This window comes from Marinobacter alkaliphilus, from assembly GCF_055394375.1.
Genome location: NZ_AP043751.1, coordinates 3,511,545 through 3,538,506, shown reverse-complemented (window position 1 = coordinate 3,538,506; position 26,962 = coordinate 3,511,545). Strand labels below are relative to the sequence as shown.

The 26,962-nt window shown below is 58.9% G+C and carries 29 protein-coding genes; 21 read left to right on the top strand and 8 right to left on the bottom strand.

Features of this window, described 5'->3' with window-relative positions; translation table 11 throughout:
* Window positions 1-10 precede the first annotated feature (10 nt).
* The 12 genes from ACZ5Q2_RS16170 to ACZ5Q2_RS16115 all read left to right on the top strand — a co-directional run bounded on the left by ACZ5Q2_RS16170 (window position 11) and on the right by ACZ5Q2_RS16115 (window position 10,621).
* On the top strand, window positions 11-823 hold the full coding sequence (locus ACZ5Q2_RS16170) for a MinD/ParA family protein (RefSeq protein WP_058090155.1): 813 nt from the start codon (window positions 11-13) through the stop codon (window positions 821-823).
* A 32-nt stretch (window positions 824-855) separates the two neighbouring features.
* A complete protein-coding gene (locus ACZ5Q2_RS16165; protein WP_061331817.1) occupies window positions 856-1,599 on the top strand; it encodes an RNA polymerase sigma factor FliA in 744 nt (247 codons plus the stop codon).
* A 159-nt stretch (window positions 1,600-1,758) separates the two neighbouring features.
* Complete coding sequence (gene cheY / locus ACZ5Q2_RS16160; RefSeq protein WP_011785448.1) at window positions 1,759-2,142, top strand: chemotaxis response regulator CheY; 384 nt, start codon at window positions 1,759-1,761, stop codon at window positions 2,140-2,142.
* A 20-nt stretch (window positions 2,143-2,162) separates the two neighbouring features.
* Complete coding sequence (locus ACZ5Q2_RS16155; protein ID WP_058090197.1) at window positions 2,163-2,948, top strand: protein phosphatase CheZ; 786 nt, start codon at window positions 2,163-2,165, stop codon at window positions 2,946-2,948.
* Window positions 2,949-2,968: 20 nt separating this feature from the next.
* A complete protein-coding gene (locus ACZ5Q2_RS16150) occupies window positions 2,969-5,062 on the top strand; it encodes a chemotaxis protein CheA (RefSeq protein ID WP_058090153.1) in 2,094 nt (697 codons plus the stop codon).
* A gap of 44 nt (window positions 5,063-5,106) precedes the next feature.
* Window positions 5,107-6,267, top strand: coding sequence for a protein-glutamate methylesterase/protein-glutamine glutaminase (locus ACZ5Q2_RS16145; RefSeq protein WP_432210684.1), 1,161 nt, complete (start codon window positions 5,107-5,109; stop codon window positions 6,265-6,267).
* Window positions 6,267-7,007, top strand: a complete 741-nt coding sequence (locus tag ACZ5Q2_RS16140) for a flagellar motor protein (RefSeq protein ID WP_058090151.1) — start codon at window positions 6,267-6,269, stop codon at window positions 7,005-7,007. Before ACZ5Q2_RS16145 ends, ACZ5Q2_RS16140 begins: the two co-directional genes overlap by 1 nt.
* A 17-nt stretch (window positions 7,008-7,024) precedes the next feature.
* Window positions 7,025-7,807: a flagellar motor protein MotD gene (gene motD, locus ACZ5Q2_RS16135; protein ID WP_432210685.1), complete on the top strand. Its 783-nt coding sequence runs from the start codon at window positions 7,025-7,027 to the stop codon at window positions 7,805-7,807.
* 187 nt (window positions 7,808-7,994) lie between these two features.
* Window positions 7,995-8,792 (top strand): ParA family protein, encoded by a 798-nt coding sequence (locus ACZ5Q2_RS16130; RefSeq protein WP_061331822.1) that lies wholly within the window; start codon window positions 7,995-7,997, stop codon window positions 8,790-8,792.
* Window positions 8,785-9,510 carry a chemotaxis protein CheW gene (locus ACZ5Q2_RS16125; protein WP_432210686.1) on the top strand — a complete coding sequence of 242 codons (726 nt, stop codon included), beginning with the start codon at window positions 8,785-8,787 and terminating at the stop codon, window positions 9,508-9,510. Before ACZ5Q2_RS16130 ends, ACZ5Q2_RS16125 begins: the two co-directional genes overlap by 8 nt.
* Before the next feature lie 164 nt (window positions 9,511-9,674).
* Window positions 9,675-10,163 (top strand): chemotaxis protein CheW, encoded by a 489-nt coding sequence (locus tag ACZ5Q2_RS16120; RefSeq protein WP_072677648.1) that lies wholly within the window; start codon window positions 9,675-9,677, stop codon window positions 10,161-10,163.
* A 65-nt stretch (window positions 10,164-10,228) separates the two neighbouring features.
* On the top strand, window positions 10,229-10,621 hold the full coding sequence (locus ACZ5Q2_RS16115) for a DUF2802 domain-containing protein (protein ID WP_061331825.1): 393 nt from the start codon (window positions 10,229-10,231) through the stop codon (window positions 10,619-10,621).
* A 248-nt stretch (window positions 10,622-10,869) separates the two neighbouring features.
* On the opposite strand, the gene ACZ5Q2_RS16110 is transcribed toward ACZ5Q2_RS16115, so the two are convergent.
* On the bottom strand, window positions 10,870-11,148 hold the full coding sequence (locus ACZ5Q2_RS16110) for an EscU/YscU/HrcU family type III secretion system export apparatus switch protein (RefSeq protein WP_061331826.1): 279 nt from the start codon (window positions 11,146-11,148) through the stop codon (window positions 10,870-10,872).
* A complete protein-coding gene (gene fliK / locus ACZ5Q2_RS16105; protein WP_432210687.1) occupies window positions 11,145-12,542 on the bottom strand; it encodes a flagellar hook-length control protein FliK in 1,398 nt (465 codons plus the stop codon). Before fliK ends, ACZ5Q2_RS16110 begins: the two co-directional genes overlap by 4 nt.
* Before the next feature lie 134 nt (window positions 12,543-12,676).
* On the opposite strand from fliK, the gene ccmA reads away from it, so the two are divergent.
* Genes ccmA through ccmI form a run of 9 tightly spaced genes read left to right on the top strand, consistent with a single transcriptional unit; the run spans window position 12,677 to window position 19,932 of the window.
* A complete protein-coding gene (gene ccmA / locus ACZ5Q2_RS16100; protein WP_319635282.1) occupies window positions 12,677-13,312 on the top strand; it encodes a cytochrome c biogenesis heme-transporting ATPase CcmA in 636 nt (211 codons plus the stop codon).
* Entirely contained in the window at window positions 13,305-14,030 is a 726-nt protein-coding gene (gene ccmB / locus ACZ5Q2_RS16095) for a heme exporter protein CcmB (RefSeq protein WP_319635283.1), read from the top strand. The genes ccmA and ccmB overlap by 8 nt, the downstream gene beginning before the upstream one ends.
* A gap of 52 nt (window positions 14,031-14,082) precedes the next feature.
* Window positions 14,083-14,826, top strand: a complete 744-nt coding sequence (gene ccmC / locus ACZ5Q2_RS16090; RefSeq protein WP_431474950.1) for a heme ABC transporter permease CcmC — start codon at window positions 14,083-14,085, stop codon at window positions 14,824-14,826.
* Window positions 14,827-14,829: 3 nt separating this feature from the next.
* On the top strand, window positions 14,830-15,066 hold the full coding sequence (gene ccmD, locus ACZ5Q2_RS16085) for a heme exporter protein CcmD (RefSeq protein WP_230714289.1): 237 nt from the start codon (window positions 14,830-14,832) through the stop codon (window positions 15,064-15,066).
* Window positions 15,067-15,080: 14 nt separating this feature from the next.
* Window positions 15,081-15,560 carry a cytochrome c maturation protein CcmE gene (gene ccmE / locus ACZ5Q2_RS16080; protein WP_061331831.1) on the top strand — a complete coding sequence of 160 codons (480 nt, stop codon included), beginning with the start codon at window positions 15,081-15,083 and terminating at the stop codon, window positions 15,558-15,560.
* A 36-nt stretch (window positions 15,561-15,596) separates the two neighbouring features.
* Window positions 15,597-17,603, top strand: a complete 2,007-nt coding sequence (locus ACZ5Q2_RS16075; RefSeq protein WP_431474951.1) for a heme lyase CcmF/NrfE family subunit — start codon at window positions 15,597-15,599, stop codon at window positions 17,601-17,603.
* Window positions 17,600-18,136, top strand: a complete 537-nt coding sequence (locus ACZ5Q2_RS16070) for a DsbE family thiol:disulfide interchange protein (RefSeq protein ID WP_431474952.1) — start codon at window positions 17,600-17,602, stop codon at window positions 18,134-18,136. The genes ACZ5Q2_RS16075 and ACZ5Q2_RS16070 overlap by 4 nt, the downstream gene beginning before the upstream one ends.
* On the top strand, window positions 18,136-18,606 hold the full coding sequence (locus ACZ5Q2_RS16065; RefSeq protein ID WP_431474953.1) for a cytochrome c-type biogenesis protein: 471 nt from the start codon (window positions 18,136-18,138) through the stop codon (window positions 18,604-18,606). The genes ACZ5Q2_RS16070 and ACZ5Q2_RS16065 overlap by 1 nt, the downstream gene beginning before the upstream one ends.
* Window positions 18,607-18,654: 48 nt before the next feature.
* Window positions 18,655-19,932: a c-type cytochrome biogenesis protein CcmI gene (gene ccmI / locus ACZ5Q2_RS16060; protein WP_431474954.1), complete on the top strand. Its 1,278-nt coding sequence runs from the start codon at window positions 18,655-18,657 to the stop codon at window positions 19,930-19,932.
* A gap of 28 nt (window positions 19,933-19,960) precedes the next feature.
* Here ccmI and ACZ5Q2_RS16055 read toward each other — a convergent pair whose 3' ends face one another.
* From ACZ5Q2_RS16055 to ACZ5Q2_RS16030, 6 genes are read right to left on the bottom strand one after another with little or no spacing between them, the layout of a single operon-like run.
* Entirely contained in the window at window positions 19,961-21,688 is a 1,728-nt protein-coding gene (locus ACZ5Q2_RS16055; RefSeq protein ID WP_431474955.1) for a BatD family protein, read from the bottom strand.
* Window positions 21,682-23,484: a VWA domain-containing protein gene (locus ACZ5Q2_RS16050; protein WP_431474956.1), complete on the bottom strand. Its 1,803-nt coding sequence runs from the start codon at window positions 23,482-23,484 to the stop codon at window positions 21,682-21,684. Before ACZ5Q2_RS16050 ends, ACZ5Q2_RS16055 begins: the two co-directional genes overlap by 7 nt.
* Window positions 23,477-24,493: a vWA domain-containing protein gene (locus ACZ5Q2_RS16045; protein ID WP_431474957.1), complete on the bottom strand. Its 1,017-nt coding sequence runs from the start codon at window positions 24,491-24,493 to the stop codon at window positions 23,477-23,479. The genes ACZ5Q2_RS16050 and ACZ5Q2_RS16045 overlap by 8 nt, the downstream gene beginning before the upstream one ends.
* On the bottom strand, window positions 24,490-24,960 hold the full coding sequence (locus ACZ5Q2_RS16040) for a DUF4381 domain-containing protein (RefSeq protein WP_431474958.1): 471 nt from the start codon (window positions 24,958-24,960) through the stop codon (window positions 24,490-24,492). Before ACZ5Q2_RS16040 ends, ACZ5Q2_RS16045 begins: the two co-directional genes overlap by 4 nt.
* Window positions 24,957-25,895: a DUF58 domain-containing protein gene (locus tag ACZ5Q2_RS16035; RefSeq protein WP_432210688.1), complete on the bottom strand. Its 939-nt coding sequence runs from the start codon at window positions 25,893-25,895 to the stop codon at window positions 24,957-24,959. Before ACZ5Q2_RS16035 ends, ACZ5Q2_RS16040 begins: the two co-directional genes overlap by 4 nt.
* A gap of 32 nt (window positions 25,896-25,927) precedes the next feature.
* Complete coding sequence (locus tag ACZ5Q2_RS16030) at window positions 25,928-26,890, bottom strand: AAA family ATPase (protein WP_061331841.1); 963 nt, start codon at window positions 26,888-26,890, stop codon at window positions 25,928-25,930.
* Between the last annotated feature and the right edge of the window lie 72 nt (window positions 26,891-26,962).

Here is a 26,962-nt window from a genome sequence, read left to right as displayed (position 1 = left end):
TGATAACAGTATGAGCAGACCACATCCGGTTCAGGTGATTGCGGTTACCGGCGGCAAGGGCGGTGTCGGCAAGAGTAATGTGTCCGTCAACCTCGGTATCGCGCTGGCCCAGAAAGGCCGGCGGGTGGTGTTGCTGGATGCAGACCTTGGCCTTGCCAATATCGACGTGCTGTTGGGCATTACCGCCAATCGCAATCTGCAGGATGTGCTCAGTGGCGAGTGCGACCTCAAGGACGTTCTGGTCAACGGCCCGGGTGGTATCAAGATTGTCCCCGCATCGTCCGGCACCCAGCGTATGACCCAGTTGAGCCCGATGGAACATGCAGGGCTGATCAACGCCTTCAGCGAGCTGGGTGACCAGATTGATGTGCTGATTGTTGACACAGCAGCCGGTATTTCCGAGTCGGTCGTCAGTTTCCTGCGGGCCTCCCAGGAATTGCTGCTGGTGGTGTGCGATGAGCCTACCTCCATTACCGATGCCTATGCCCTGATCAAACTGATGAATCGCGACTACGGCACCAACCGTTTCCGTATTCTGGCGAATCAGGTGCGAAATGAGCAGGAAGGCCGGCATCTGTATGAAAAACTGACCCGTGTCACCGAGCGTTTCCTTGATGTAGCACTACAATATGTAGGTATCGTGCCTTACGACGAAGCCGTCAAAAAAGCCGTTCAGCGGCAGCGGGCCGTTCTGGATGCCTATCCACGGGCCAAGGCCTCGCTGGCGATCCGTGCCCTGGCAGAGAAAGTGGACAGCTGGCCGCTGCCATCATCGCCAAGAGGGCATCTGGAGTTTTTCGTGGAGCGGCTCGTCGAAGTCTGATCTGAATCCAGTCCTATAAGAAAACCGGATACATGACATTGGCGAAGAACCTGGGAATCTACCATCAGGCTGGCGCAAAAGGCCCCTCTCAGCTGATTGAGGAGCATGCGCCGCTGGTCAAGAAAATCGCCCTACACTTGATGGCCCGTTTGCCGGCCTCGGTTCAGCTTGAAGATCTTATGCAGGCGGGTATGATCGGCCTGCTGGAAGCTGCGCAACGCTATTCCACCGGCAAGGGTGCCACCTTTGAAACCTACGCAGGTATTCGTATCCGCGGTGCCATGGTGGATGAAATCCGCAAGGGCGACTGGGTTCCCCGCTCCGTTCACCGCAATGCCCGCCGTATCGCGGCAGCCATCAAGACAGTTGAAGACCGCACCGGGCGCGAGGCCCAGGATGTTGATGTTGCCGAAGAGCTGGGCATTGACCTGTCGGAATATCATGCCTCCCTGGCAGACGCCAACAGTGGCCGACTTTTTAGCCTTGATGAGCTCAATGAATCCGGGGAGCTGCCGATAGAAGAAACAGAGGCCAGCGATAATCCCCTGGATGGCATTGCATCAAATGCATTCCAGAAAAGCCTGGCAGAGGCAATTGAAGAGCTTCCTGAGCGAGAAAAACTGGTGTTGAGCCTCTACTACCAGGAAGAGCTGAACCTCAAGGAGATTGGCGCGGTGCTGGGTGTCAGCGAGAGCCGGGTCAGCCAGATTCATAGCCAGGCGGCCCTTCGTCTCAGGGGGCGGTTGTCCGATTGGCGGGAAGACGAGCCAGAATAAATCGGGCCGGCGCTGACCGCGCGGCGCGTAACTGTGTAGATTTTGGTAACCGGCGCTTTACAACGCGGCCAAACACCACACAATAAGCGGTTAAAGCAGCGGCCTGCTAGACTTTCAAAAGGCTTAATGAAATCCGGGTGTTACTGACTGGAGGTCCCATTGGACAAAAACATGAAAATTCTCATTGTGGATGACTTTTCCACAATGCGGCGAATCATCAAGAATCTGCTGCGCGATCTTGGCTTCACCAATACGGATGAAGCGGACGATGGCAACACTGCCTTGCCCATGCTCAGGAGCGGCAAGTACGACTTCCTGGTGACCGACTGGAACATGCCAGGCATGTCGGGTTTTGATCTGCTCAAGGCGGTGCGGGCAGACGAGAACCTGAAGAACCTGCCGGTGCTGATGGTAACTGCGGAGGCCAAGCGTGACCAGATTGTGGCGGCGGCCCAGGCCGGCGTTAACGGGTATGTCGTCAAACCGTTTACTGCTGCCGTTCTCAAGGAAAAGATTGAGAAGATCTTCGAGCGAATCCAGTAACCAGAGGTCGGATGGCTGTCATGACTGACAAGAACGAGAACCATCAGGGCCTCGACCCGGAGGTAACCGAAAAGCTCCAGCAGCAGAGTTCGGAGTTGGCCGAATGCATCAGTTCCGGTAACTACGCCCGGGCAATGTCGGTGATCAACGAGCTAAGTGAAGTTCGCGACCAGAGCCTCTATCGGGAAGTGGGGCGGTTGACCCGGAGCCTGCACGAGGCTATCCGGAATTTTCAGATAGACGCCCGCAGTGCCGAGCAGAAAGAAGTCTTGTCCAAGATGTCCGATGCCTCGGATCGGCTGGCCTACGTTGTCCAGATGACCAGCCAGGCGGCCAATCGCACCATGGACCTGGTCGAAGAAAGCATGCCGGTGGCGCACACCATGCGCGACGAAGCGACCGCCCTGCGAGACGAATGGCAGCGGTTGCGCCGTCGGGAAATGGAGCCGGCAGAATTCCGGGAACTGTACGGACGCATTGATCGCTTCTTTGCGGGCCTGGCGACAGATTCCGATACCCTGTACAGCAATCTGTCTGAAGTCCTTCTGGCCCAGGACTTTCAGGATCTTACCGGGCAGGTTATCCAGAAAGTCACGGCCCTTGTGAAAGAAGTCGAAGAGAACCTGCTTGGCCTGGTGGTGATGGCCAGCCACGTGGACCAGCTCACCGGCACTGTGCACCAGATTGAAGAAAAAGAAGAATCGGCCGAAAAAGGGGTAGGGCCTCAGATCAAGGCTGAGGAGCGTGATGATGTAGTTTCGGGGCAGGACGACGTTGATGACCTGTTATCCAGTCTCGGTTTCTGAACGATTATAGAGGGTGACGCATGGCGTTTGATGCCGACGAAGAGATCCTGCAGGACTTCCTGGTTGAGGCCGGCGAGATTCTCGAAAAGCTGTCCGAGCAGCTGGTAGATCTTGAGCAGCATCCGGATGACAGCAACCTGCTCAACGCCATCTTCCGTGGTTTCCACACGGTCAAGGGCGGTGCCGGGTTCCTGCAGCTCGAAGCGCTGGTCAACTGCTGTCACTCTGCGGAAAATGTGTTCGATATCCTTCGCAACCACAAGCGCAAGGTTACCTCCGAATTGATGGACGTGGTGCTGGAAGCCCTGGACCACGTCAACGCCATGTTTGATCAGGTTCGTAACCGTGAAGAGCCGACGCCGGCTCCGGACGAATTGATCGCCGCGCTGGATGAACTTGCCAAGCCGGAAGGCGACACGGCAGCGCCGGTAACGCCAACCCCAGAACCCGAACCTGCCGTGGGTGCGGGCAATGATTCCGGTGATATTACCGACGAAGAGTTTGAGCAACTGCTGGATGCCCTGGCCGATGAAAAAGGTGCGGAGCAACAGCCGGCGGCCGCACCGGAAAACACCTCCGCCAATGACGCCGGATCAGACGGCGACGAGATCACCGACGACGAATTTGAAGCCCTGCTGGATCAGTTGCACGGCAAAGGCCAGTTTGCCGGCGCCCCGGTTGTTGATAACGACACCCCGCCGGAGCCGGAACCAGAAGAACCGGCAAAATCATCCACTGGTGATGATCTGATCACCGATGACGAGTTTGAAAATCTGCTGGATGAGCTGCACGGCAAAGGCAAGAGCCCTGGTGCAGCCCCCGCAGGGGAGACCAAACCTGAGCCTGCGGCCAGGCCTGAGCCAAAGAAGCCGGAGCCAAAACAACCGGAACCCGCCAAGCAGGAAGCCAAACCGGCAGCCCCCGCCGCTCCGGCAAGAGATGCGGCGCCCACAGCTGAGACCACCGTGCGGGTGGATACCAAGCGCCTTGACGACATCATGAATATGGTGGGTGAGCTGGTGCTGGTCCGTAATCGTCTGCAGCGTCTGGGCTCCGAGAGCGAAGATGAACATATGCACAAGGCGGTCGCCAACCTCGACGTGGTGACCACCGATTTGCAGGCGGCGGTCATGCAGACCCGCATGCAACCGATCAAAAAGGTATTCGGGCGCTTCCCACGGGTGGTACGAGACCTGGCCCGAGGGCTGAAGAAAGAAATCAACCTGGTGATGCACGGGGAAGAAACCGACCTGGACAAGAACCTGGTCGAAGCGCTGTCCGACCCGCTGGTTCACCTGGTAAGAAACTCCGTTGATCATGGCATTGAAATGCCAGAGGTGCGAGAGAAGGCCGGTAAGCCCCGTGCTGGCACCGTTACCCTGTCAGCGGAACAGGAGGGGGATCATATCCTGCTTTCCATCTCTGACGATGGCGCGGGTATGAACCCTGATGTTCTGCGCCGAAAAGCGGTGGAGAAGGGGCTGTACGACCAGGATGCAGCGGATCGACTGACCGATAACGAGTGTTTTAACCTGATTTTTGCCGCCGGTTTCTCGACCAAGGAACAGATATCCGATGTGTCTGGCCGGGGCGTGGGCATGGACGTGGTGAAAACCAAGATCGGCCAACTTAACGGCCAGATCAACATCGTGTCTGAACAGGGCAAGGGCACCAGCATTCTTATCAAGGTGCCGCTCACCCTGGCGATCATGCCTACGCTGATGATCATGCTGGGCGATCAGTCCTTCGCCTTGCCCCTGGTGAACGTGGTTGAAATTTTCCATCTCGATCTGTCGAAAACGAACATCGTCGATGGCCGGGAATGCATCGTGGTTCGTGACAAGGTATTCCCGCTGTTCCACATCAAGCGCTGGCTGGTACATGGCGCGGCTGGTCAGAAAGAGCCGGAAAACGCCCATGTGGTGATTGTGGCCATGGGTACAAAGCAGGTCGGGTTCGTGGTGGACCAGCTGATCGGCCAGGAAGAGGTGGTGATCAAGCCCCTGGGGCGGGCGTTACAGGGTACGCCCGGTATGGCCGGGGCCACCATCACCGGTGACGGCCGCATTGCCCTGATTATTGACGTACCCAGCCTTCTTCAACATTACGGTTAGCGGTGCCAGGGCAGACAACATGCAGGATTGTTTAGGAGAAATGGATGACAGTTTCTGTCCTGGTTGTTGATGATTCAGGGTTCTTTCGCAAACGGCTGACGGAAATCCTCACGGCCTCGGGGCAGATCGAGGTTGTCGGTGCGGCAACCAATGGTCGTGAAGGGGTGGAGCTGGCCGAAAAGCTGCGCCCTGATGTGATTACCATGGACTACGAAATGCCCGTGATGGATGGCATTTCGGCGGTTCGTTTAATCATGAAAAAGCACCCGACCCCGGTGTTGATGTTCTCCTCTCTGACGTATGAGGGCGCGCGGGTTACTCTGGATGCCCTGGAAGCCGGGGCAGTGGACTTCCTGCCCAAGAACTTCGAGGAAATTGCCCGGGATACCAGCCAACTTCAGAAAATCCTCATCGATCGGATTCTTGACGTGGCCGGCAGCAAGCCGAGCGGTCGTTCTGCGGCTCCGGTTGCGCGCCCGGCAGCGCCGCGTCACGGGGTTTCGCGCCCGGCAGCGCCGCAGCCTCCAGAGCGGCCCGCCAGACCGGTAACCCGCGACCGCTCAGCCCCGGTCCAGCCAGAGCCGACCCGCGAGCCGGAAACGCCAAGGCGGCCCTCCCGGAAAGCCGCACCAAGACATTACAGCGTGGTTGCAATTGGCACTTCCACAGGAGGACCGGTGGCGCTGCAGAAGGTCTTGGCCGCACTGCCGGCGTCGTTCCCGGCTCCCATTGTGCTGGTGCAGCACATGCCTGCCAGCTTTACCCCGGCTTTTGCCGAGCGCCTGAACAAACTTTGCCGTATTCAGGTCAAGCAGGCCGAAGATGGCGATATCCTGAAGCCTGGCCATGCCTTGTTGGCGCCTGGCGGCAAGCAGATGATGATCGAAAATCGTGGCGGTCAGGCGAGAGTCAGGATCCTGCCGGGTGACGAACGGCTGAACTACAAACCTTGTGTGGATGTCACTTTCGGTTCTCTCGCCCGCAGCTTCCCGGCGAAAACCCTGGGCGTCATCCTGACGGGAATGGGAGCAGACGGTAAGGAAGGCTGCCGGATGATGAAGCAGTCCGGTTCGGTGGTCTGGTCCCAGGACGAGAAATCCTCGGTGATCTACGGCATGCCCATGGCCGTCGCCAAGGCCGGATTGAGTGACGAAATCCTGCCGCTTGATGAAGTGGGCCCCCGGCTGGTTGAAGGCGTGAGCTGATGGATATTCTTAGCCTGCTGGGCATCATCCTTGCGTTTGTCGCCATCCTGGGCGGCAACCTGCTGGAGGGTGGTGCGGTCGGTTCACTGTTCAACGGGCCCGCAGGTCTGATCGTGGTCGGCGGCACTTTGGCAGCCACTATTCTGCAAACCTCCTGGCCCATGCTCAAACGGGCCATGACACAGATTCGCTGGGTATTCGTTCCGCCCTACATCAGCCTGGAAGATGGTATTGGCAAGGTCATCGATTGGAGCGTCAAGGCTCGTAAGCAGGGTTTGCTGGGCCTTGAGGGCCTGGCAGAGCGGGAGCCGGAGAAATTTGCCCGCAAGGGGCTGCAGTTGCTGGTTGATGGCGCTGAGCCGGAAGCCATCCGCAGCATTATGGAAGTGGATCTGGAATCCCGTGAGCAGCGGGATCTTGAGGCGGCGCGTATCTATGAAGCCATGGGTGGTTATTCGCCGACGATCGGTATCATTGGGGCGGTCATGGGCCTGATTCAGGTGATGACCAACCTTGAAGACCCGCAGTCTCTGGGTAGCGGCATTGCCACCGCGTTTGTAGCCACCATCTACGGCGTGGCCCTGGCCAACCTGCTGTTTTTCCCTGTCGCCAACAAGTTGCGAAGTATCGTCAAGGAACGTACCCGCTACGAAGACATGATGATCGATGGCATCATCGCCATCGCTGAGGGTGAGAACCCGAAATCCATTGAACTGAGGCTGCGGGGCTTCCTGCAGTAATCAGGACGGAATAGCCTATGCGTCGGCGCAGACAACCCCAGGATGACCTGCACAATAAGGAGCGTTGGCTGATCTCCTATGCGGATTTCATCACGCTTCTGTTCGCTTTTTTTGTTGTCATGTACTCGGTGTCTTCCGTTAACGAGGGTAAATACAAAGTTCTGTCCGAAACCCTGACAGGCGTGTTTAACGCCCCCCAGCGCTCGGTGCAGCCTGTCCAGGTGGGCGACCAGCCACTGCGGGCCCCGACCAGTTCACCAGAAGACGTCATTCCCCCGCCGGTCACCGAGGCGCCGCGCAATCCTCAACTGGATGCCGAAAGCCGCACACAAGCCCTCAGAACCATGGCAGATCAACTGACTATGGAGTTTGACGAACTGATCAGTCAGGGCGTGGTCAGCCTGGAAACCAATGAACACTGGCTGGAGCTCAACCTGCCAAACAGCATGCTGTTCAGTAGTGGTGACGCCGAACCTCACTACGATGCATTCCAGGTCATCGAAAAGATCGCGACGGTGCTTCGCAACCGCGATAATGCCATCAAGGTGGAGGGGTTTACCGATAACCAGCCAATCAGAACCAGCCGGTTTCCATCCAATTGGGAGCTTTCCAGCGCCAGGGCATCGGCCGTGGTTCGTATGTTGATGATGGAAGGTGTAGAACCCGAACGCCTGGCCGCGGTGGGTTACGGCCAGTACCAGCCGGTAGCGAGAAACGACACCGAGGAAGGGCGGCGTCGTAATCGCCGGGTTGTGCTTCTGATTTCCCGAGACGCCAGTATTCGTGGTGCCGTTCGCTAATCTGCCGGTGGCAGATGCGTATGGCCGAACTGGCACGCTTCCTGTATTACAGTCTTTTTATCATCCGGATCGGCAAAGGCTTGCCGCGTAAAACGGACAGCGGACAGTCAAGTTCCGGGCCAGCGTGCCGATATGGTCAGTAGCGGCCGGTATTTCTGTCGGGCATAGCCAAACTGGAGTAACAAGAGTGCGAATCTGGGCTGTAGCCAATCAAAAAGGTGGTGTAGGTAAGACAACCTCGGTGGTAGCCCTGGGCGGGTTGTTGGCCGAACGCGGCAAACGCGTGCTGGTGGTCGACCTTGACCCCCATGGCTCTCTGACCAGCTGGTTCGGGTATGACCCCGATTCGCTGGCGCACAGCGTATTCGATCTGTTCCAGCACCAGGGCAAGGTACCGGAAGGCCTGCCTGCCCAGCTGATTACCGAGACCAGTTGTCCGAATCTGTCGTTGCTGCCGGCCAGCACAGCCCTGGCCACCCTTGAGCGTCGGATGATTGGCGTGGAGGGGATGGGGTTGATTGTTTCCCGGGCCCTGGCGCAACTCTGGGATGACTTTGATTACGTGATTCTGGACAACACCCCGTCGTTGGGCGTGCTGATGGTCAATGCCCTGGCGGCGGCCCAGCATCTGATTATTCCGGTACAGACCGAGTTTCTGGCGATCAAGGGCCTGGAGCGCATGCTGCACACCCTGCAAATGATCATGCGTTCCCAGAAGAACGAATTGGCGTACACCATTGTGCCCACGCTCTATGATCGCCGTACCCAGGCCTCAGTGAAGAGCCTGAATCTGTTGCGTAAAACCTACGGCGACAAGCTCTGGCGTTTTGCCATTCCGGTGGACACCAAGTTCCGGGATGCCAGCCAGGCCGGTGTTATTCCATCGGCACTGGATGCAGACACCCATGGCGTTCGAGCCTACCGGCATCTGCTTGACGATGTTCTGGCGTTAACCGCTACCGCGAAGGAGCGGCGGCATGGCTGACAAAAAAATGGCACAGCTGGCCACGCCCGATGCGGCGATCGCCAGCTACCTCGACGAACTTCTGCATACGGCAACCAGCAGCGCTCAGGTGCAAGAGCCTGAACAGGTTCAGCCGGCACCGGAACCGAAACCGAAGACCGAAACCAGAACCAGAGTCCGGGAAAAACCGGCGGAGATAGTAAAACCTGCCGAGATAGTAAAATCGGAGCCTGCCCCGGTTATCGAGAAGGCGCCGCCCGAGCCGCCAACCCGGCCAGATTGGTCCCATGGGCCGTTTGAGTGCCTGATTTTTACCGTGGCGGGGCTGCAGCTCGCGGTGCCTCTGGTGCTGCTTGGAGCCATTCATCGAATTGAAGAGGAAATCCGGACAATCCCGGGTAGCCCTCGTTGGTACATGGGTATTCGCCCGGATCGTGATCATAATCTGCGGGTGGTCGACACCGCAGAGTGGATTATGGCGGGGCGGGTTCCAGCCGGTGCCCGTGATAATTATCGGTTTGTGATCCGTCTGGATGACAGCGATTGGGGCCTGGCCTGTGACGATGTTGCCCAGTCGTTCACCCTCAAGCCAGATGAGGTACGCTGGCGCACCGCGCGGAGCAAGCGGCCCTGGCTGGCGGGAACCGTGATTGATCACATGTGCGCGTTGATTGATGTCAGAACCATGGCTCACCTGTTGGTGAGGGCCGAGCGGGAGCACCATCTGGATCTGAGCTGAGTTGAGTTGAGGTGACCGCACAGGCGGAAACTGTACAGATTGGTTACTGAAAGAAACCGTGCAAGGCTGGCACGGTTTGTGCCCTTAACTATAGTATTGGGCACTGATGATGAATTTTTGACGATCAGGTTGCCCCGCCGGGCAGCCGAGAAGGAGAGAGCGCTATGGCATCCCCGAGCGGACAAGTAAATCAGGCCCAGGATGATCAGGTACTGCAGTACGTGACCTTCCGCCTGGATGATGAGACCTATGGCATCAACGTGATGCAGATCCAGGAAGTACTGCGGTATACCGAGATTGCTCCGGTACCGGGTGCCCCGGATTACGTGCTGGGCATCATCAACCTGCGGGGCAACGTGGTTACGGTTATTGACACCCGTCGGCGCTTCGGCCTGGCGGACGCAGAAGTGACGGATGCCACGCGGATTGTAGTGATGGAATCCTCCAGCCAGGTCATGGGTATTCTGGTGGATTCAGTGGCGGAAGTGGTCTATCTCAAGGCCAGTGAAATTGAAACCGCACCGAACGTGGGTAACGAGGAAAGTGCCAAGTTTATCCAGGGCGTGTGCAACAAGAATGGCGAGCTGATTATTCTCGTCGAGTTCGACAAAATGTTGTCAGACCACGAGTGGGCTGAAATCGCATCGCTGTAAGGGCATCTCCTTCCAGCGCTCCCGATGGACGTCTTCCGTGGTGACACACAAGGGAGACGTCTGTCATGAGTTATACCATTCCTTCCTGGCTCCCCTGGGGCCTGACTGCAGTCGCGATTGGCCTGGTGCTGGTTCAGGGTGTCATCCACGGGCGTCAGATCAGCGCATTGCGAGCTTCAACAAAACAGCGATGCGACACCCTGGGCCGCGAATTGCACGCTACGACCAGCGGTAGCATGGGCGTCGGCCAGCGCCTGGTGGCCTGCGAAAGGCAACTGCACGAATTGCGTAACGCCCTGGATGAAATGCGCCAGAACGACCCACTGAGAATTTCCTACGACGAAGCAGCGCGCCTGGTTGATCTTGGTGCAGATATTGACGATCTTATGAATACGTGCGGAATATCCCGCCCCGAGGCCGAACTGGTGTCAGCACTGAAGAAACGTCAGGCGGCCTGATCCGAAGCTGTCACAGGCGCTGCTGAATGAAGAAACTCTACCCGAGAGCCGCCGAGGCTCTCAATGTTGTAGACCGGCGGGCGTTCGTCTCCGGTGTTTGCCGAGAAGGCCAGAGAGCGTTTTACCCTCGGAGGTAAGCACAACGTCGAGGTGCTGGTTGCTGATGCGGGTACTGGGATACCAACCGACGAATTATGTGACCTGATTCTGTGCACCACTTGATATTCCCGAGCCAGCGGCTCTGGAAGTTATTCGGGCCTCCGGCCCCGAATGTGAAACGCGAAAGCGAGTATTTCCGCAATCACCCGGTAAAGCTCTTCCGGGATTTCTTCGTTCAACGACAGTCTGGCGAGAATGCTGGCCAACTCGGCATTTTCATACAGCGGCACGCCGTGCTCCCTGGCGATGCGGATAATCTCTTCCGCCAGTTCCCAGGTCCCGGTTGCTGCGATAACCGGTGCCCGCTCGCCATCGTATTTCAGGGCGACGGCTGCCGGTATGGCTGTGTCAGTCTGTTTGTTCTTCATGCCTTGGTGTCCACCAGTCGGTGTTCCAGTCGGGTTTGTGTGCGCTGGGGGCTGCCGCGCCGGCAATCCAGGCCTTTTACCTCCAGCCCCAGGTCGGTCAGGCTCTGCCGAAGCAGCGGCAGTTCTTCGTGTACCTGGCGCAGGGTGCTCTGCTTTTCCGCCCACACCTGTGCACTGACCGATGGATACCGGAAAGAAACGTCGAAGTGAAGCGGCCCGGCTTCGTCCAGATCCATGGACAGCGCCAGCCGCCATTCACTGACAGTGGCATGACCGGTGGCTTTGGCAGACTCCTCGTCTCTTTCATATTGTTCCAGCCGCAGTTGAGCCGTTCGTGGTTCCTGATGCGGCGTCAGCCAGGGCAATTCGATCAGTAGCGTGTTGGTGGGTGTGCCGGTTTCGGCACCGGCCCTGGCAGTAAGCACCTGGCTATGGAGCTGATTGACGGTAATCCGGTTCAGCATGCCGGCCAGCAGGCGCAGGGCCTGTGCCACCGACAGCGGTTCGGCCGTGCTGGTTGATGAGGGGCCAGTGGTATTCGGGAATTGCAGAGGTGATTGAACCAGGTCGTGGCTGGCAAGCGGTGTCAGCCGATTGAAGTGTTCAGGCCCCTGGCCCTGTGCAGCCAGGAGTGCATCTGCAACCCGAGCCAGGGCCAGCTTCAGATCGGTCGGCGAACCCTGGGCCGGGCTGGAATGCAACAACCTGGATTCTGCGAAAACTCCACTTTCGGTTAGCCATTGCCGGACCTGTTGGGCAATACCATCGGTCTTGCCGACGCCGGGTGCCAGGGCATCCGAACGGGGCAGGCTGGCAAGCAGGTTCTGCAGTTGTTGCTGGGCCAGGGCAGGCAAGGGCTGGGTGGCATTTCCGGCCGGTGGTTGGCCAGGTTGTAGCGCAGGCTTCAATCCACTGGTCAGACTTTGCAGCAGTTGCCCGAGCCCGGCCTGTAAATTCTGTTGCCAGGGCAGCCTCTGGGCCAGTGCCCGCGCAATACTGGCATCTGGGCCCGGGGCCAGTTTGCCAAGCAGTCGCAGTTCGTTGCCGGCCCGCATCACCTTGATCAGATCGCCTGCGGACAGGCCTGCGGAATCCGGGCCGGTCGACACCGCCAGGGCACGGCCACGCAACTCCAGAAGCAGCTCATGGCCACCACCTTTCTGTTGAATAATGTCGGCCACCCGGGCCAGGGCGGTTTCGTTATTGCTGAGCCGGAGTTGCATTAGCTGCTGCTGTGCAGATTTGAGCGGGTCTGCCCGGGGTACAGACGATGCGCCGTCCCGAAGTTCAGGGGTGCCCTGCCCGGGTGAGGTCCGGGCCGCTGGCGAGTCCGGTGTTTTGACTGGAGGTTGTCCGCCGTTCAGCTTCATTGTCATGGATTTGATGTCGGGCAAGAGTAATCCTGGAGCGCTTTCGTTATAATACGCCGCGCTGGCAACCAATGCCTTGAATTCATGTTGGCACCTGCGTGACCTTCGTCCATACACCTGATGCCTGTTGAGCATCCTTCGTCCTGAACGGGGCCCTGATGTCCGAGCCGTTGCTACAGGCGGTTGATCTCGAGTGTGAACGGGATGAGCGCCTGTTGTTCCAAAACCTGTCTTTCTCCATAGTGCCCGGTACGCTCACCCGTGTCGAGGGCCCCAATGGCTCAGGTAAAACAACCCTGTTACGTATTCTGGCGGGCCTGAATGATGCCTGGTCCGGTGAGATTCGATGGTGCGGACAACCCCGAGGGCATGATCGCGAGTCGTTTCTCCGAAACACTCTGTATCTAGGCCATCGCCCCGGAATCAAGCCGTTGCTGACACCGCTGGAGAACCTGCGGGCATTGATGGCGGGCCGTCGCCCGGTCAATGATGAGGTTTTGGTACAAGCCCTGGCTGGCACTGGCCTGGCGGGGTATGAACATGTTCCCTGTCGCAATCTCTCGGCAGGCCAGCAGCGACGGGTTGCGCTGGCCCGGTTGCTGATCGCCGACGAACCCCTGTGGTTGTTGGACGAAGTATTTACCGCGATAGACGCGGATGGCGTTCAGGCCATCGAAACCCTGCTCCAGCAACGGGCAGCAGAGGGTGGCGCGATTCTGGTCACCACCCACCATGACCTTCAGGTTGAAGGTATGCGGCGTATTACCTTGGGCGGGGGGCAGTGTGATGAATAGCTCGGCCCATCCTCTGATAAAGCCGGTCGAACGGGGCGTCGGGCCTGTCAACGCCATGGTGGCGGTGTTTTCCCGCGATGTCAGAGTCGCGTTCCGGCAGCGCCAGGACCTGCTTAACCCCCTGTTGTTCTTTGTCATGGTTGTCACCCTGTTTCCACTTGGTGTCAGCCCCGAGGTGGGGTTTCTGAAGCAGTCCGGGGCGGGCATTCTCTGGGTGGCGGCGCTGTTGTCGGTGCTGTTATCCCTTGATCACCTGTTCCGGCATGATTTTGATGACGGCACCCTGGAGCAACTTGTGTTGCAGCCACAGCCCCTGTTCTTGCTTATCCTGGCAAAAACACTGGCGCACTGGATGCTCACGGGCCTGCCATTGGTGGTGCTGACCCCGATTCTGGGGGTTATGGTGCATCTGGACGGGAACTCTGTTGCAATTCTATGTCTAACGCTGCTGATCGGCACACCGGTGCTCAGCCTGATCGGTTCCATTGGCGCTGCGTTGACGCTGGGGCTGCGCTCTGCGGGCGTGCTCTTGTCATTATTGATTATTCCGCTGTACATTCCCGTGCTGATTTTCGGTACCGGCACGGTGGCAGCGGCGGCTGAAGGTGCGCCGGTAGCCGGCTATCTGGCCCTGATGGGGGCATTTCTGGTGCTGGCCCTGACGCTGGCTCCGTTCGCGTCCGCGGCAGCGTTGCGGATAAGCATGTCCAACAGTTAAACGCCACGGGTGCGCCCGCTGGCAAAATGAACAGTAAGACGGTGACCAACTGATGTGGCAATGGTTTCACAAATTGGGTTCCCCCAAGTGGTTCTTCGGGATTGCGACCCGGTTTATGCCCTGGCTCCTTACCGGTGGTTTGCTCCTTCTGGTGGCAGGTTTGGTGTGGGGATTGGCATTTGCGCCGAAGGACTACTTACAGGGTAACAGCTACCGGATTATCTTCATTCATGTGCCCAGCTCCTTCCTGGCCCAGTCCATCTATGTCTCTATGGCGATCGCTGCGGTGGTGACTCTGGTATGGCGTATGAAACTGGCAGATGTGTTTGTTAAAGCCATAGCGCCGGTTGGGCTTGTATTCACGTTCCTGTCGCTGTTTACCGGCGCTGTCTGGGGCAAGCCGACCTGGGGCACCTGGTGGGTGTGGGATGCCCGCCTGACCTCTATGCTGATTCTGCTGTTCCTTTACGGTGGCGCCATTGCCCTGGACCGGGCCATTAATGATGAAAAGTCTGCCGCCCGTGCTGTTGCCGTTCTGCTTCTGGTGGGGGTAGTAAATATCCCGATTATCCAATACTCCGTGGAGTGGTGGAATACACTGCACCAGCCTTCTACGTTCAAGCTGACCGAAAAGCCGGCCATGCCCATGGAAATGTGGATGCCGTTGCTGCTCTCTGTGTTGGGCCTTTACCTGCTGTTCGGCTGGTTCGCCTGTATCAGAATGAAAACCGAGATCCTGATTCGGGAACAGAAAACCCGGTGGGTAAAAGAGATGGTCCTGGCAGGAAGGAAATAACCGATGGCGTTTGATTCATTCTCAGCATTTATTGCGATGGAAGGCCACGGACCCTACGTGTGGGTATGTTATGCGGTCTTTGCCGTTCTGCTAGGTGGTTTGATGATCTGGTCAGTGAAGCGAAATCGAGTGGCCCTCGAGGACTGCCAGCGCAGGCATGAGACAGAAAGCCGGGCATCTGCCAGGGCACCGGGCAAAGCATCGGCCACCTTTACCCGAGTTGAAATTCCCCAAGACTGAAGAGCAGGTAATTCATGCATCCGATTCGTAAGAAGCGACTGACCATTGTGTTGTTCCTGTTGGCCGGGCTTGCCATCGCTGTTGGCCTGACCACCTATGCATTGCGCCAGAACATCAATCTGTTCTACGACCCCAGTGAGATCGCCGATGGCAAAGCGCCAGTGGATGTTCGCATTCGGGCTGGCGGCATGGTCGAAGAGGGCAGTGTGGTGCGCGATCCGGAAAGCCTGAAGGTGGAATTCCGGGTGACTGATTATTCCGCCTCGGTGGCCATGGAGTATGTTGGTATTTTGCCGGACCTGTTTGCTGAGGGGCAGGGCGTTGTTGCCATGGGTCGGATTAACGCGGATGGCCGGTTTGTTGCTGACCAGGTCCTGGCCAAGCACGATGAAACCTATATGCCGCCGGAAGTTGCCGAAGCCCTGGAGCGGGCGTCGAAGGGCAGGCACCAGGCTGCCGATGTAGAGAAAGCCGCGGAATCCACCGCTTACTAACCATTCACCCCGAACCCCTGTTGCTGGAGGAACCCGATGTATCCGGAACTCGGACAGCTTGCACTGATTATCGCGCTGCTGCTGGCAGTACTCCTTTCTGTTGTCCCGTTAGCCGGGGCACTGACCGGCCGTGACAGTTTGCAGGCCTTTGCCCGCCCGCTATCCACCGGCATGTTTGTCTTCACCGGGTTGTCTTTTGCGGTTCTGACCCATGCATTCATGGTGGATGATTTCTCGGTTGCCTACGTTGCCAATAACAGCAACAGCATGTTGCCCTGGTACTACAAGTTCAGTGCCGTATGGGGTGGCCACGAGGGTTCGTTGTTGCTGTGGATTCTGATGCTCGCTGGCTGGACACTGGCAGTTGCGGTATTCAGCAGGAAGTTGCCGTCTACCATGGTGTCTCAGGTGCTGTCTGTGATGGGCATGATCTGCGTCGGGTTCTTCCTGTTTATCATCATCACTTCAAACCCCTTCGAGCGCATTCTGCCAAACATTCCTGCCGACGGTCGGGACCTTAATCCCCTGTTGCAGGATATCGGGTTGATCTTGCATCCGCCCATGCTTTACATGGGCTACGTTGGCTTCTCTGTGGCCTTTGCCTTTGCCATTGCCGCCCTGATCAACGGTAAGCTGGATGCAGCCTGGGCCCGCTGGTCCCGCCCGTGGACCACGGTGGCCTGGGCATTCCTGACGCTTGGTATTGCGCTGGGCAGCTGGTGGGCCTATTACGAGCTTGGCTGGGGCGGCTGGTGGTTCTGGGACCCGGTTGAAAACGCTTCCCTGCTGCCCTGGTTGTCTGGCACCGCGCTGATGCATTCGCTGGCGGTTACCGAAAAACGGGGCGTTTTCAAGAGTTGGACAGTTCTGTTGGCGATTGTCACCTTCTCACTGAGTCTGCTGGGTGCCTTCCTGGTTCGGTCCGGTGTTCTCACGTCTGTGCATTCGTTCGCCAATGATCCCGAGCGGGGAACCTTCCTTCTGGCGCTGCTGGGTATTACCGTCGTTTGTAGCCTCACACTGTATGCGTTCCGTGCGCCTGTGGTGCACGTGCGGTCCCGTTATGGTTCCCTGTCACGGGAAACCTTCCTGTTGCTCAATAACGTGTTGCTGGTGGCAGCGACCCTGTTAGTGGCCCTTGGCACGCTTTACCCACTGGTTCTTGATTACCTGAACATGGGCAAGTTGTCGATTGGTGAGCCGTTCTTCAACGCAACCTTCAGCCCTATGGCGGTGGCTGCTGGGTTGCTGCTGGGTGCCGGTATCTTCTCGCGCTGGAAAAAAACAGACGGTGGCTGGATGGGGCGGAAGCTGCTTTGGCCCCTGGCGGTCAGCATACTGGTCGCGACCGCGGTGATGCTGGTTTACGGTGGCTTTGCACCTTGGGCGTTTGCCGGCGTGTTTACGGCGGCCTGGGTAACCCTGGCTACGATTTGGGATTTGTGGGACAAGTCTGCCTCCCGGAACGGCCGCTGGCACGGCTTGAAACGACAGTCACGCAGCTATTACGGCATGGTTCTCGGGCATCTGGGCATGGCCATGGTGATGGCCGGGGCCACGGTGGTCTCGAACTATGGCATCGAGCGGGATGTGCGCATGGTGCCTGGTGGTTCCGCCGAAGTGGGTGACTACACCGTGGTGTTTAATTACATCGGAGAGCGACAGGGGCCGAACTTCACTGCCCAGTACGGGGAGTTTGATGTCTTTGTTGATGGCCGGCAGGTCGCCAATCTGCATCCCGAGAAGCGCAATTATCTCGTGGGCATGAGCGTGATGACCGAGGCAGCCATTGATGCAGGCTTCTTCAGGGATGTGTTTGTTGCCATCGGTGAGCGCATCACAGACGATGCCTGGGCCATTCGCCTGCAGTACAAGCCTTTGGTCCGCTGGCTGTGGTTGGGGTCGCTGATCATGGCGATTGGTGGTTTCCTGGCTATTTCAGACAAGCGTTATCGGATCCGGGTGAAAGCTGCGGCTGGGCTGACTGATCCGAAGACAAAAGCGGATACGTCGAGCGGGAAGCCGGTGGAGGCCGGGACATGAAGCGCTTGATGCTGTTTTTGCCCCTGGTGCTGGCTGTGGCTGTTGGAGTCTTTCTCGCGGCGGGTATTGGCAAAGATCCCACGGAGCTAGAATCGGCACTGATCGGCAAGCCGGTTCCGGAGTTTAGCCTGGAGAGCCTGCACGAGCCTGGTGAGATGCTGGATCAGTCCGTGTTCCAGGGCGAGGTTGCACTGCTCAACGTCTGGGGGGAGTGGTGCCCGGCCTGTTGGGATGAGCACGAGTACCTGATGTGGCTTGCCAACGATAAGGGGGTTCGCATTATCGGGCTTAACTACAAGGACCAGCGGGAAAACGCATTCCGCTTCCTTGGGCGCCTGGGCGACCCCTACCAGACCATTATCTTCGACCCGAGAGGTTCGCTCGGCTTTGACCTGGGTGTATACGGTGCACCGGAGACCTTCGTAATCGATGCCGGGGGTGTCGTGCGCTATCGCCATGTCGGTGTGGTCAACGAACGGGTATGGGAAGAGATACTGCTGCCCGTAATCAATCAGGCAAGGGGGGCTGGCTGATGCGTTTCGTGCCCATGTTACTGGCAGCGTTGCTGGTGTTTTCCGCGTCGGCCCAGGCCGAGGCGCCGGAATTTTACGATTTCGATACCCTGGTCGAAGAACAGCGTTTTCGCAGTCTGATTGCGGAGCTTCGTTGCCCGAAATGCCAGAACCAGAACATTGCCGATTCCAACGCGCCCATCTCAAAGGATATGCGTGATCAGGTGTACGTGATGATGCAGGCTGGCGCAACGGACGACGAGATTGTCGGCGCCCTCGTGGACAGGTTCGGTGAGTTCGTCAAGTACAAGCCCCCCGTAGACCGCCGTACCGTCGTGCTTTGGGCGTTTCCGGCCATCGCCATGTTTGGCGGCGTTCTGATCGTTGCCGGCGTGGTGCTGCGGTCCCGGCGTCGAGACTCTGCAGAGTCAGCGTTGAGCCCGGACGAAAAAGCACGGGTCAATCGAATACTGGCCGACGAGGATCGGTGAACACGCCGCTAATCCCTGCAAACCCTTTTTAACTGTGATGATAGTTCCATGACCGAAACATTCTGGATTGCCGCGACGGTACTCATTCTCTTTGCCCTGGCGTTCGTACTCTACCCGGTGTTCTTTCACCGTCCGCAAGCGCGACAGGAAACCGACCTCAGAAACCAGAACCTGTTGGCGTATCGCAGCCGACTGAAAGAGCTGGAGCACGAATATGAATCAGGTATTCTGGACGATGAAAACTACCGGCTGTTGAAAGAAGAGCTGGCTGGCGCCATGCTGGACGACGTTCCGGAAGATCAGGTTCCGGAGAAGCGTATCCCCGGCCGTCGCAGTGCCATGGTGGTTGCCCTGGCCGTTGTGTTGTTGTTACCTGCTGGCACCTTCCTGGCCTATGATCGCTGGGGTGCCATGGAACAGGTGGAACAGTACCTGACGATGCAGGAGATGAACGCATCGGGTGGTGAACAGGTAGCACGGGTTTCCGAGCTGGCTGAACAGCTGCGTAACCGGTTGGAGGCCAATCCCGATAACCCGGATGGCTGGGCCATGCTGGGCCAGACCTACATGCGCATTGAACGTTACGAGGACGCTGCCCAGGCGTTCCGCAGGCTGGCTGAGGCCGTTGAAGAAGATCCTGCTTCCAGCGCGGTGGCTTATGGACTGTCTGCCCAGGCCTTATTTTTTACCACTGAAGGCCAGATGACTCCGGAGGTTGTGGAGGCCATCGAAGCGGCACAGGCGTTGAACCCGGACGAGGTGAACTCGCTGGGGTTATTGGGTATCAGTGCCTTCAGCCAGCAGAATTATCAGGGGGCCATTGAATACTGGGAGCGGATTGTGGAGGTGGCGCCGGATCACCCGCAGATTGCCTCAATCCGCGGTGGTATTGACGAGTCCTACCGGCGCCTCGGTCAGCAGCCTCCAGCGCCTGAGGAGCCGGCCGAGCCCGTGTCGGCGAGTGGCCCGGGTGTTTCTTTGCGGGTATCTCTGGATGAAGATCTTCAGGGCCAGGTACCTGCCGATACTGCATTGTTCATTTTTGCTCGGTCAGCGGGCACCAGCCAGGGGGCACCGGTGGCGGTTGCCCGCCTGACCGCCGGCGCCTTGCCGGCAGATATCCGGCTGGATGATCGCTACGCGATGTCACCGGAAACCACCATTTCAGCCGAGCAGAACGTGGTGGTTATTGCGCGCCTCAGTCGCAGCGGCAGTGTTAACCCGCAGCCAGGAGACTGGCAGGGCAGGGTAGAGGCCCAGGTGCTGTCATCGGATGCCCAAGGTGAGCCCGTGAATCTGGTGATCAATCAGGAACTCACCAACTGAGCCTCTGAGTTCCCTGCGGCCGGCTCCGTCAGTGTGACAGGCCGGCCGGATACAATGGCGGCAAAGCTGTTGTGCCGTTCGGGTTGGTCTGACGGTTTCGCAGCTCTTCCAGGCATCGGGTCAGTTCACTGGCCACCCGGTGGCCCTGGGATGGTGAATGATTTGAGAAAAGCCTTTCCTGAAGCTGCCCGACTGCATTCGCAAGGTCCGGGTCACCGCTGAAGTTGATGACATCCTCCAGAGTGACGAAAGTCTGGCCGGGAAATCGTAGCCTTGCCCATGTCACCATGAGCCCGGTGGTCTGGGCTGAGTGGTCATCAATGGCCGCCTTGAGCCTGGCGAACGCCTGACGTTCGCTGGCATCCTCCGGATGACTCTCGTTGGGTGCGGGTGCCTGCCGTTTGCGGGAGTACCACCACAACCCCGCCGTGGCCAGCCACAAGCCTGCCAGAACGAGGCTGGAGATGAACCAGGGTGACACCCCGTCAACGCCAGATGGCGTAGTTACGGTTGCTTCCGGCAGTGCGTCTGGCGTTGGCCCGGACTCCGATAAAGGCGCGGCGACCACGGCGCTTCCACCTGCGATGGCGTAACGGCGTGGTGGCAATTCCGCGTATTCAAGCTCGTCGGTCTGGGTGTTCCACCAGGGGATGCGGATGGCCGGCAGCACAGCCTCGCCCGATTGCACCGGCACCAGGGCAGAGACCTGTTGCAGGGTCGAGCGCAGACCGTCTGTGGTGGTTTCCGTGTTTCTCAGTGGCTGTTCCGGGTAGCTGCGGATGGCATCGGGTACCGTTTGGGGCAGTGCCGGCAGGGCCTCGGAAGGCAGGCCAACGGCTTCCAGTGTCAGTTTTCGGTTCAGATTGCTGCCCGCCTGAAGTTCTCCGGAGGGCGGCAATCCTTCATCGGTCAGGCTCAGTTGGCTGGCAGGCAGCCAGGCTTGATTGGCGGGATAGCCGTCAGGTACTGGCTTTACCCTTACGTCGAAGAGCTCCTGGCGGTCTCGCAAAAAGCGGAGCTGGCCGGAGGCGTCACGGGCTTGTCCTTCAAAGCGGATTGGGGGCAGGGTCAGCTCACCCGGTTGTTGCGGGAAAATGGCATAGCGTCGCTCTACCACCCGGTAGCGAATACCATCTCGGTAGCGAGCGTATTCCCGCTGTTTGCCCAGGGGCTCAATAATTGCGTCGGGATGTTCGGGTTCTGACAGCTCGCCCCGAATCAGGTTTCCGGAGAAAAACAGCTGGATAGTCAGCACCAGCTGTTCCTGAACATACACCTCGGCTTTGTCCGCTGCCAGCTCAATAAAACTGTCCCTGGCCGCGGCGGGTTGATTGGGTGGGGTGCCGTCGGTCACTTCAACGGTGACAGGGGATGAGCTGGTGTCCTTGAAGGTCAACGCCGGGATGGTCAGGGTGCCGGTGCGGGTGGGCGCCAACTGGTAGGTCCAGGTAATCTCGCCAACCATGTCGTTATTGACCGTTTGCACGCTGTAACGCTGGTTCCGGGCAAGAATTTCGAAATCCGGTTCAACCTTCTCGATATCCGGTGATGGCAACTGAGAAAGATCGAAGTTGAACAGGTTGTTCAGGTTGATGTCGATTTTCATCGAGCCTTTGACCGTCAGTGTAAGGACTTCCCCCTGATACAGTTGGGTGCGGTCTGGCTCCACCGACAGGGTGTCTGCCAAGGCCGAGGAGGCTGTCAGCAACACGAGCAAGCCCAGACGGCTGATGGTTCTTAGAAAGCGTTTTACCATGGTGTGTCGCCCTCGTCCGGTGTGGTCTGACGTTGTTGGTGTTGCTGCAGGAATTTGCGCTGCAGTAGTCCGCCCGGGTTGTCTGGAATCCGTCTGAGCCATTGCTCCTGGCCCTGGGTGAGGGGCTGCTCAGAGATGGCTGCTGGTGCCTCGGCGGTCTGCTCGCCGGTGTCCTGCTCTGTGTTGTCAGACGGTTCCTGCGGCTCGCCCTCGGCTGTGTCCTGTTCGGGCTCTCCATCGCTCTGATCGGTGTCATCGGGCTGATCAGCATCTGGCTGCCGGGACTGGCCGGGGTCATTGCCCTGATCGTTCTGTTCCGATTCTGAACCTTCGCCCTGCTGTGAATCCTGGCTCTGGTCACCGGAACTGTCCTGCTGGTCCTGATTATCCTGGTTCTGATCGCCGTTCTGCGAACTTGAGTCCTGTTGTTGTTCCAGCAACTGCTTGACCAGCTCATGGTTGGCCCGGGCATCTTCGAAGTCGGGATGATCATCCAGGGCCTGTTGGTAGGCATCAAGAGCCTGCTTCAATTGTCCGGCTCTGGCCAGGGCATTGCCTCTGTTGTAATGGCCAACAGCGCCCGGTTGGTCTGCGAAGGCCTGGGCGGCGTCATCGAATCTGCCATCCCGGTACAGGGCGGAGCCCCGCCAGCCTGGTTTCTGAAGCAGATCAGCGGCCCGCGCCGGGTTCTGCTCGATCAACTCCGGACCTCTCTGGTCCTCTCGCTGCCAGAACCCGCCCCAGTCAAATGCCATTACCGGGCGGGGCGTCAGGGCCAGTGGCAGTATGGCCATTGCGCAGACGGCAAACGCCCCTTTTCGCCAGCCCAGCAGTAACAGGGGCAGTGCAAGCCACAACAACCAATAACCATCATCCTGCCAGCGGTTAACGGTCAGACCATCCTCACCCCGGGACCAGTCATCACTAACCTCGGGTTGCAATCGCAGTTGCCGGATGTCGGTGTCACCCAGAGTCAATTCGTGGCTGAACCCACGGTTTTCCCGGGCCAGTCTGGCAAGGCTGTCCGGATCGGCCCGGGCGATGACAATATTTCCGTTATCCCTGATGAAGCCTCGCTTGGCCAGGGGAATGGGCCCACCCTCCCGGGAGCCCACTACCAGAGTGTTCAGGCTGTACGGGGTGCCTTGCAACCGGGCACGGATATCGTTGTGGTGGCGGGCCGGTACGTCATCAGCAATCAGCAGAATGCGGCCCTGGCCAGGAGCGCCCTGCTCCAGAAGCTCGACAGCGCGCTTTATTCCGAGGTCAGCCCGATTGCCCTGGGCGGGCATGATGGTTGGCTCCAGCACGTTGAGCATGGCCTCTATGGTGCGGTGATCTTCGGTCAGAGGTGTCACAACATGGGCATCACCGGAATAGACCAACAGGCCGGTCAGGCCTCCTTCCCGGATACTCAGGATGTCCCGGATCTTGCGCTTGGCCAGAGTCAGACGGTCTGGTTCAACATCCGTTGCCAACATGGATAACGACAGGTCCAGTACGATCACCAGGCTGTCTTCGGGCTGTTTCAACGGCGTTGGTGCCTGGCGCCAACTTGGGCCTGAAAGTGCTATCGACAGGGCGAGGATGCCGAGGCTGAGTGGTAGCAGGGGAGGGATGGTCCGGGCCCCTGGTTGCTGCCCCTGACGCCGGATCAAAGGGTTCAGCAACGCTGGTGGGATATAGTGTTCCCAGCCGGTGCTACCGTGCCGCAGCCGGTGGCGCATCAGGTAAAGCAGGGGTATGGTCAGCGCCAACAGCAGCCACAGCGGCCGGATCAGGTGAAAATCAGCCATGGTTTGCCTCCGGGTCGTCGGCCTTGCGCCGGATCCCACCGCCAAGCCGTGTCGCCAGCAGGATAAGCCAGAGGCCGGCCGCTGCGCTGGCAGGCCAGACATAGAGTTCGGTGACCGGACGGTAAAACTGTCCTTCCTGTTCAATGGGCTCCAGTTGATTGATGCTGTCGTAGATCATCTCGAGTTCCGGCAGGCTGCGGGCCCGGAAGTACCGCCCGCCAGTCTGCTCTGCCATTCGGGTCAGCAGGTCTTCGTCCAAGTCGCGGGAGGGGTTGACCCGTCGGGTTCCCAGCAGGCCTCGCTGGACCATGGAATCCGCTCCGATGCCGACGGTATAGACCCTGACACCTGCTGCCTGGGCAATCTCGGTGGCTTTGTCCGGCGTGATCTGGCCTGCTGTGTTGGCGCCGTCTGTCAGCATTACCACCACCCTTTGGTCGTGGGGCCGGTCACGCAGTCGTTTAACCGACAGTCCGATGGCATCGCCGATGGCGGTGGCCCTTCCGGCCATGCCGATGCCGGATTCTTGCAGTAAGGTGCGTACGGTTTCCCGGTCAAAGGTCAGGGGAGCCTGCACATAGGGCTCGGTACCGAACAGGATAAGCCCAAGCCGGTCACCCTCCCGGTGGTCAATAAATTCATCCAGTACTCGTTTTACCGCCTCCAGCCGGTCTATGCCACGACCGTGCAGAACCATGTCTTTCTCATCCATACTCGGGGAGATATCCACCACCAGCATCAGGTCGCGACCACTGACCGGCATCTGGATCTGTTCGCCGACATGCTGGGGCCTGGCAATGGCCACCACCAGGCATAGCCAGGCCAGCAACAACAGCAGTCGCCGCCAGCGGGGTGTCGCCTGGCCACTGCTGCTGACGCCGGGTAACCCGGAAAGCCAATGGCCGACAGGGATAACCGGGGCATCGGCGGCCTGTTTGCTGTGTCGGCGGACCAGAAACAGTAGAGGCAGAAGCGCCAATAACAGAAGCCAGGCGTAAGCAAGGCTCATGATATCTGTGCCTCCAGCCAGAGGACTGCGAAATCCAGCACCTGGTTTGGGTCGGCGGTTGGGCTGGGTTGCCAGGTGCTGGCGACCATGGCTTCCACCAGCGGGCGGGAAGCTATCCGGTTGTCAGGCGCGGTCGCCAGTAAAAAGGCGATCCATTGCTCACCGGACATGACTTGCGGATTCTGGTTGGGGTGCACCTGCCTGGCCACCCGTTTCAGGAACGTGTTGAGCTCACCAAACCACTCAGGGGTTTTGCTGGCGCGGGCCTTAAGGTCCGTCAACAGGCGGCGGGCCTCACGGCGCCACGCGGTTTTTCGGCGCTGCCGCCGCCACAGCGTTACCGCGACCGCAAGACCAACGGCGCACACGATTGCCAGAAGCCACCAACCGGGCGCCGGCGGCCAGATTCCGCCGGTGTCCGGAAGGTGGATATCCCGCAGTTGGGCCAGTGGGTCCTGTTCGTTCATCCGATGCGACCTCCCGGGCCCAGCAAAATACGTAGTGCGGCGGCAGGTTCCTGTTGAGTCAGTACCGTGGCTGCCTGCACCCCGGAGGTGCGGAAGCAGTCAGCCAGCTGCTGTTCATGGGTGGCTACTTTTTCACGCCATGCCCTCTGGAAGGCCGTGTTGGAGGCATCGAACCAGATGGGGCCATCCGGGCCGGCAACGGCGAAACGCCCGCTAGGTGGTAACTCGTTTTCCAGAGGGTCAAGAATACGGATGGCGCTGACGCTGTTGTGCCTGGCCAGTGCACCCAACAGGCTGGTTGTTGTGTCTGTGACCGTCATGAAATCGCTGATCACAAAAATCCGACTGCCGGTATGGGCCACCCGGCGGGCCTCTGCCAGTGCGGTATCAAGCCGGTGTTCGTTAGCGGCGGACGGGGCGGGCGGTGAGTCAGACCGGTGCTGCAGGCCGGCCACCTGGTCCAGCAGGCGCAGTACCGATTTCTGACGCCGTGCCGGGCGCAGTACTTCCAGTTTCTCACTGTTGAACACCAGTCCACCTACCTGGTCACCGGCCCACAACGCAAGCCAGGCGAGCAATGCTGTGAGCTGGGCACAACGTACCTGCTTATAGGCGCCGGCACTGGCGAAAAACAGGGTTGGGCCCAGGTCAGCGATCAACAGAACCGGTCGCTCCCGTTCTTCTTCGTACAGTTTGGTATGGGGAGCCTGACGCCGGGCGGTTACCCGCCAGTCGATACTCCGGATGTCGTCCCCGGGCTGATACTGACGAACTTCGGAAAAGGTCATTCCACGGCCTCGCTGGCGAGATTGCCGGAGGCCAGACTGGCGGGACCGCACCGGCCGTGCCGAAGGCAGCTTCAGTGCCCGGGCGTCAGCCTGGAGCCGCACCAGCTCTTGCAAGGTGATGTGGGTGGCGGGAATTGCGTTAACCATGCTGTCGTTACTGCCTCCTGCTGCAGGTAACTTCAGGCTGTCACCGGAACCTGGTCAATCAGTCTCTGGAGCACGGTGTCTGCGGTCATGCCTTCAGCCTCGGCTTCAAAGGTCAGCAAAATCCGGTGCCGAAGCACATCAAAGGCCATGGTCCGAACATCGTCTGGTGTGACGTAATCCCTGCCGTCCAGCCAGGCCAGGGCGCGGGCGCAGCGGTCCAGCGCAATGGTGCCGCGGGGGCTGGCGCCGAACGCGGTCCAGCGGGCCAGTTCCGGGTCCAGGCTGGCGGCATCCCGGGTGGCAAGAATCAGGGCTAACAGGTACTGCTCGACCGGTTCTGCCATGTAGATGTCCGATACCGCCTGGCGTGCAGACATCACCTGATCCTCTGTTAGACGAATGTCTACGTTCGGGATTCCCTGACGGTAGTCGCTGCGAGCAAGGTGCAGAATCTGTCTCTCGGCATCGGCAGACGGGTAGTGAATCACCACATGCATCAGGAAACGGTCGAGCTGGGCTTCCGGCAGCGGGTAGGTGCCTTCCTGCTCGATCGGGTTCTGGGTGGCCATCACCATGAACAGTTTGGGTAATGCGAAGGTTTGCATGCCAACACTGATCTGGCGCTCACCCATGGCCTCCAGCAGGGCGGACTGAACCTTGGCTGGTGCGCGGTTGATTTCATCGGCCAGTACCAGGTTGTGAAAGATGGGCCCGCGCTGGAACTCGAACAGGCCCGTCTCAGCCCGATAGATCTCGCTGCCTGTGACGTCGGAGGGCAGTAGATCCGGGGTGAACTGGATACGGTGGAAATCACCCTCAAGGTGGTCGGAGAGTGCTTTTACGGCGGTGGTTTTGGCCAGGCCGGGGGCGCCTTCCACCAGTAAATGGCCATCAGCCAGCAAGGCAATCAGCAGCCGGTCTACCAGTTTCTCCTGGCCGATGATGCGTTTTGCCAGTTGCGCACGGAGGTCACCAAACGTTTGCTGTAACGACATGAAATTCTTTGCTCTTGGTTCTTGATAGTCCAGCGGGCGCGGGACGAAATTCTGCGTAAGTAGTTGCCGCAG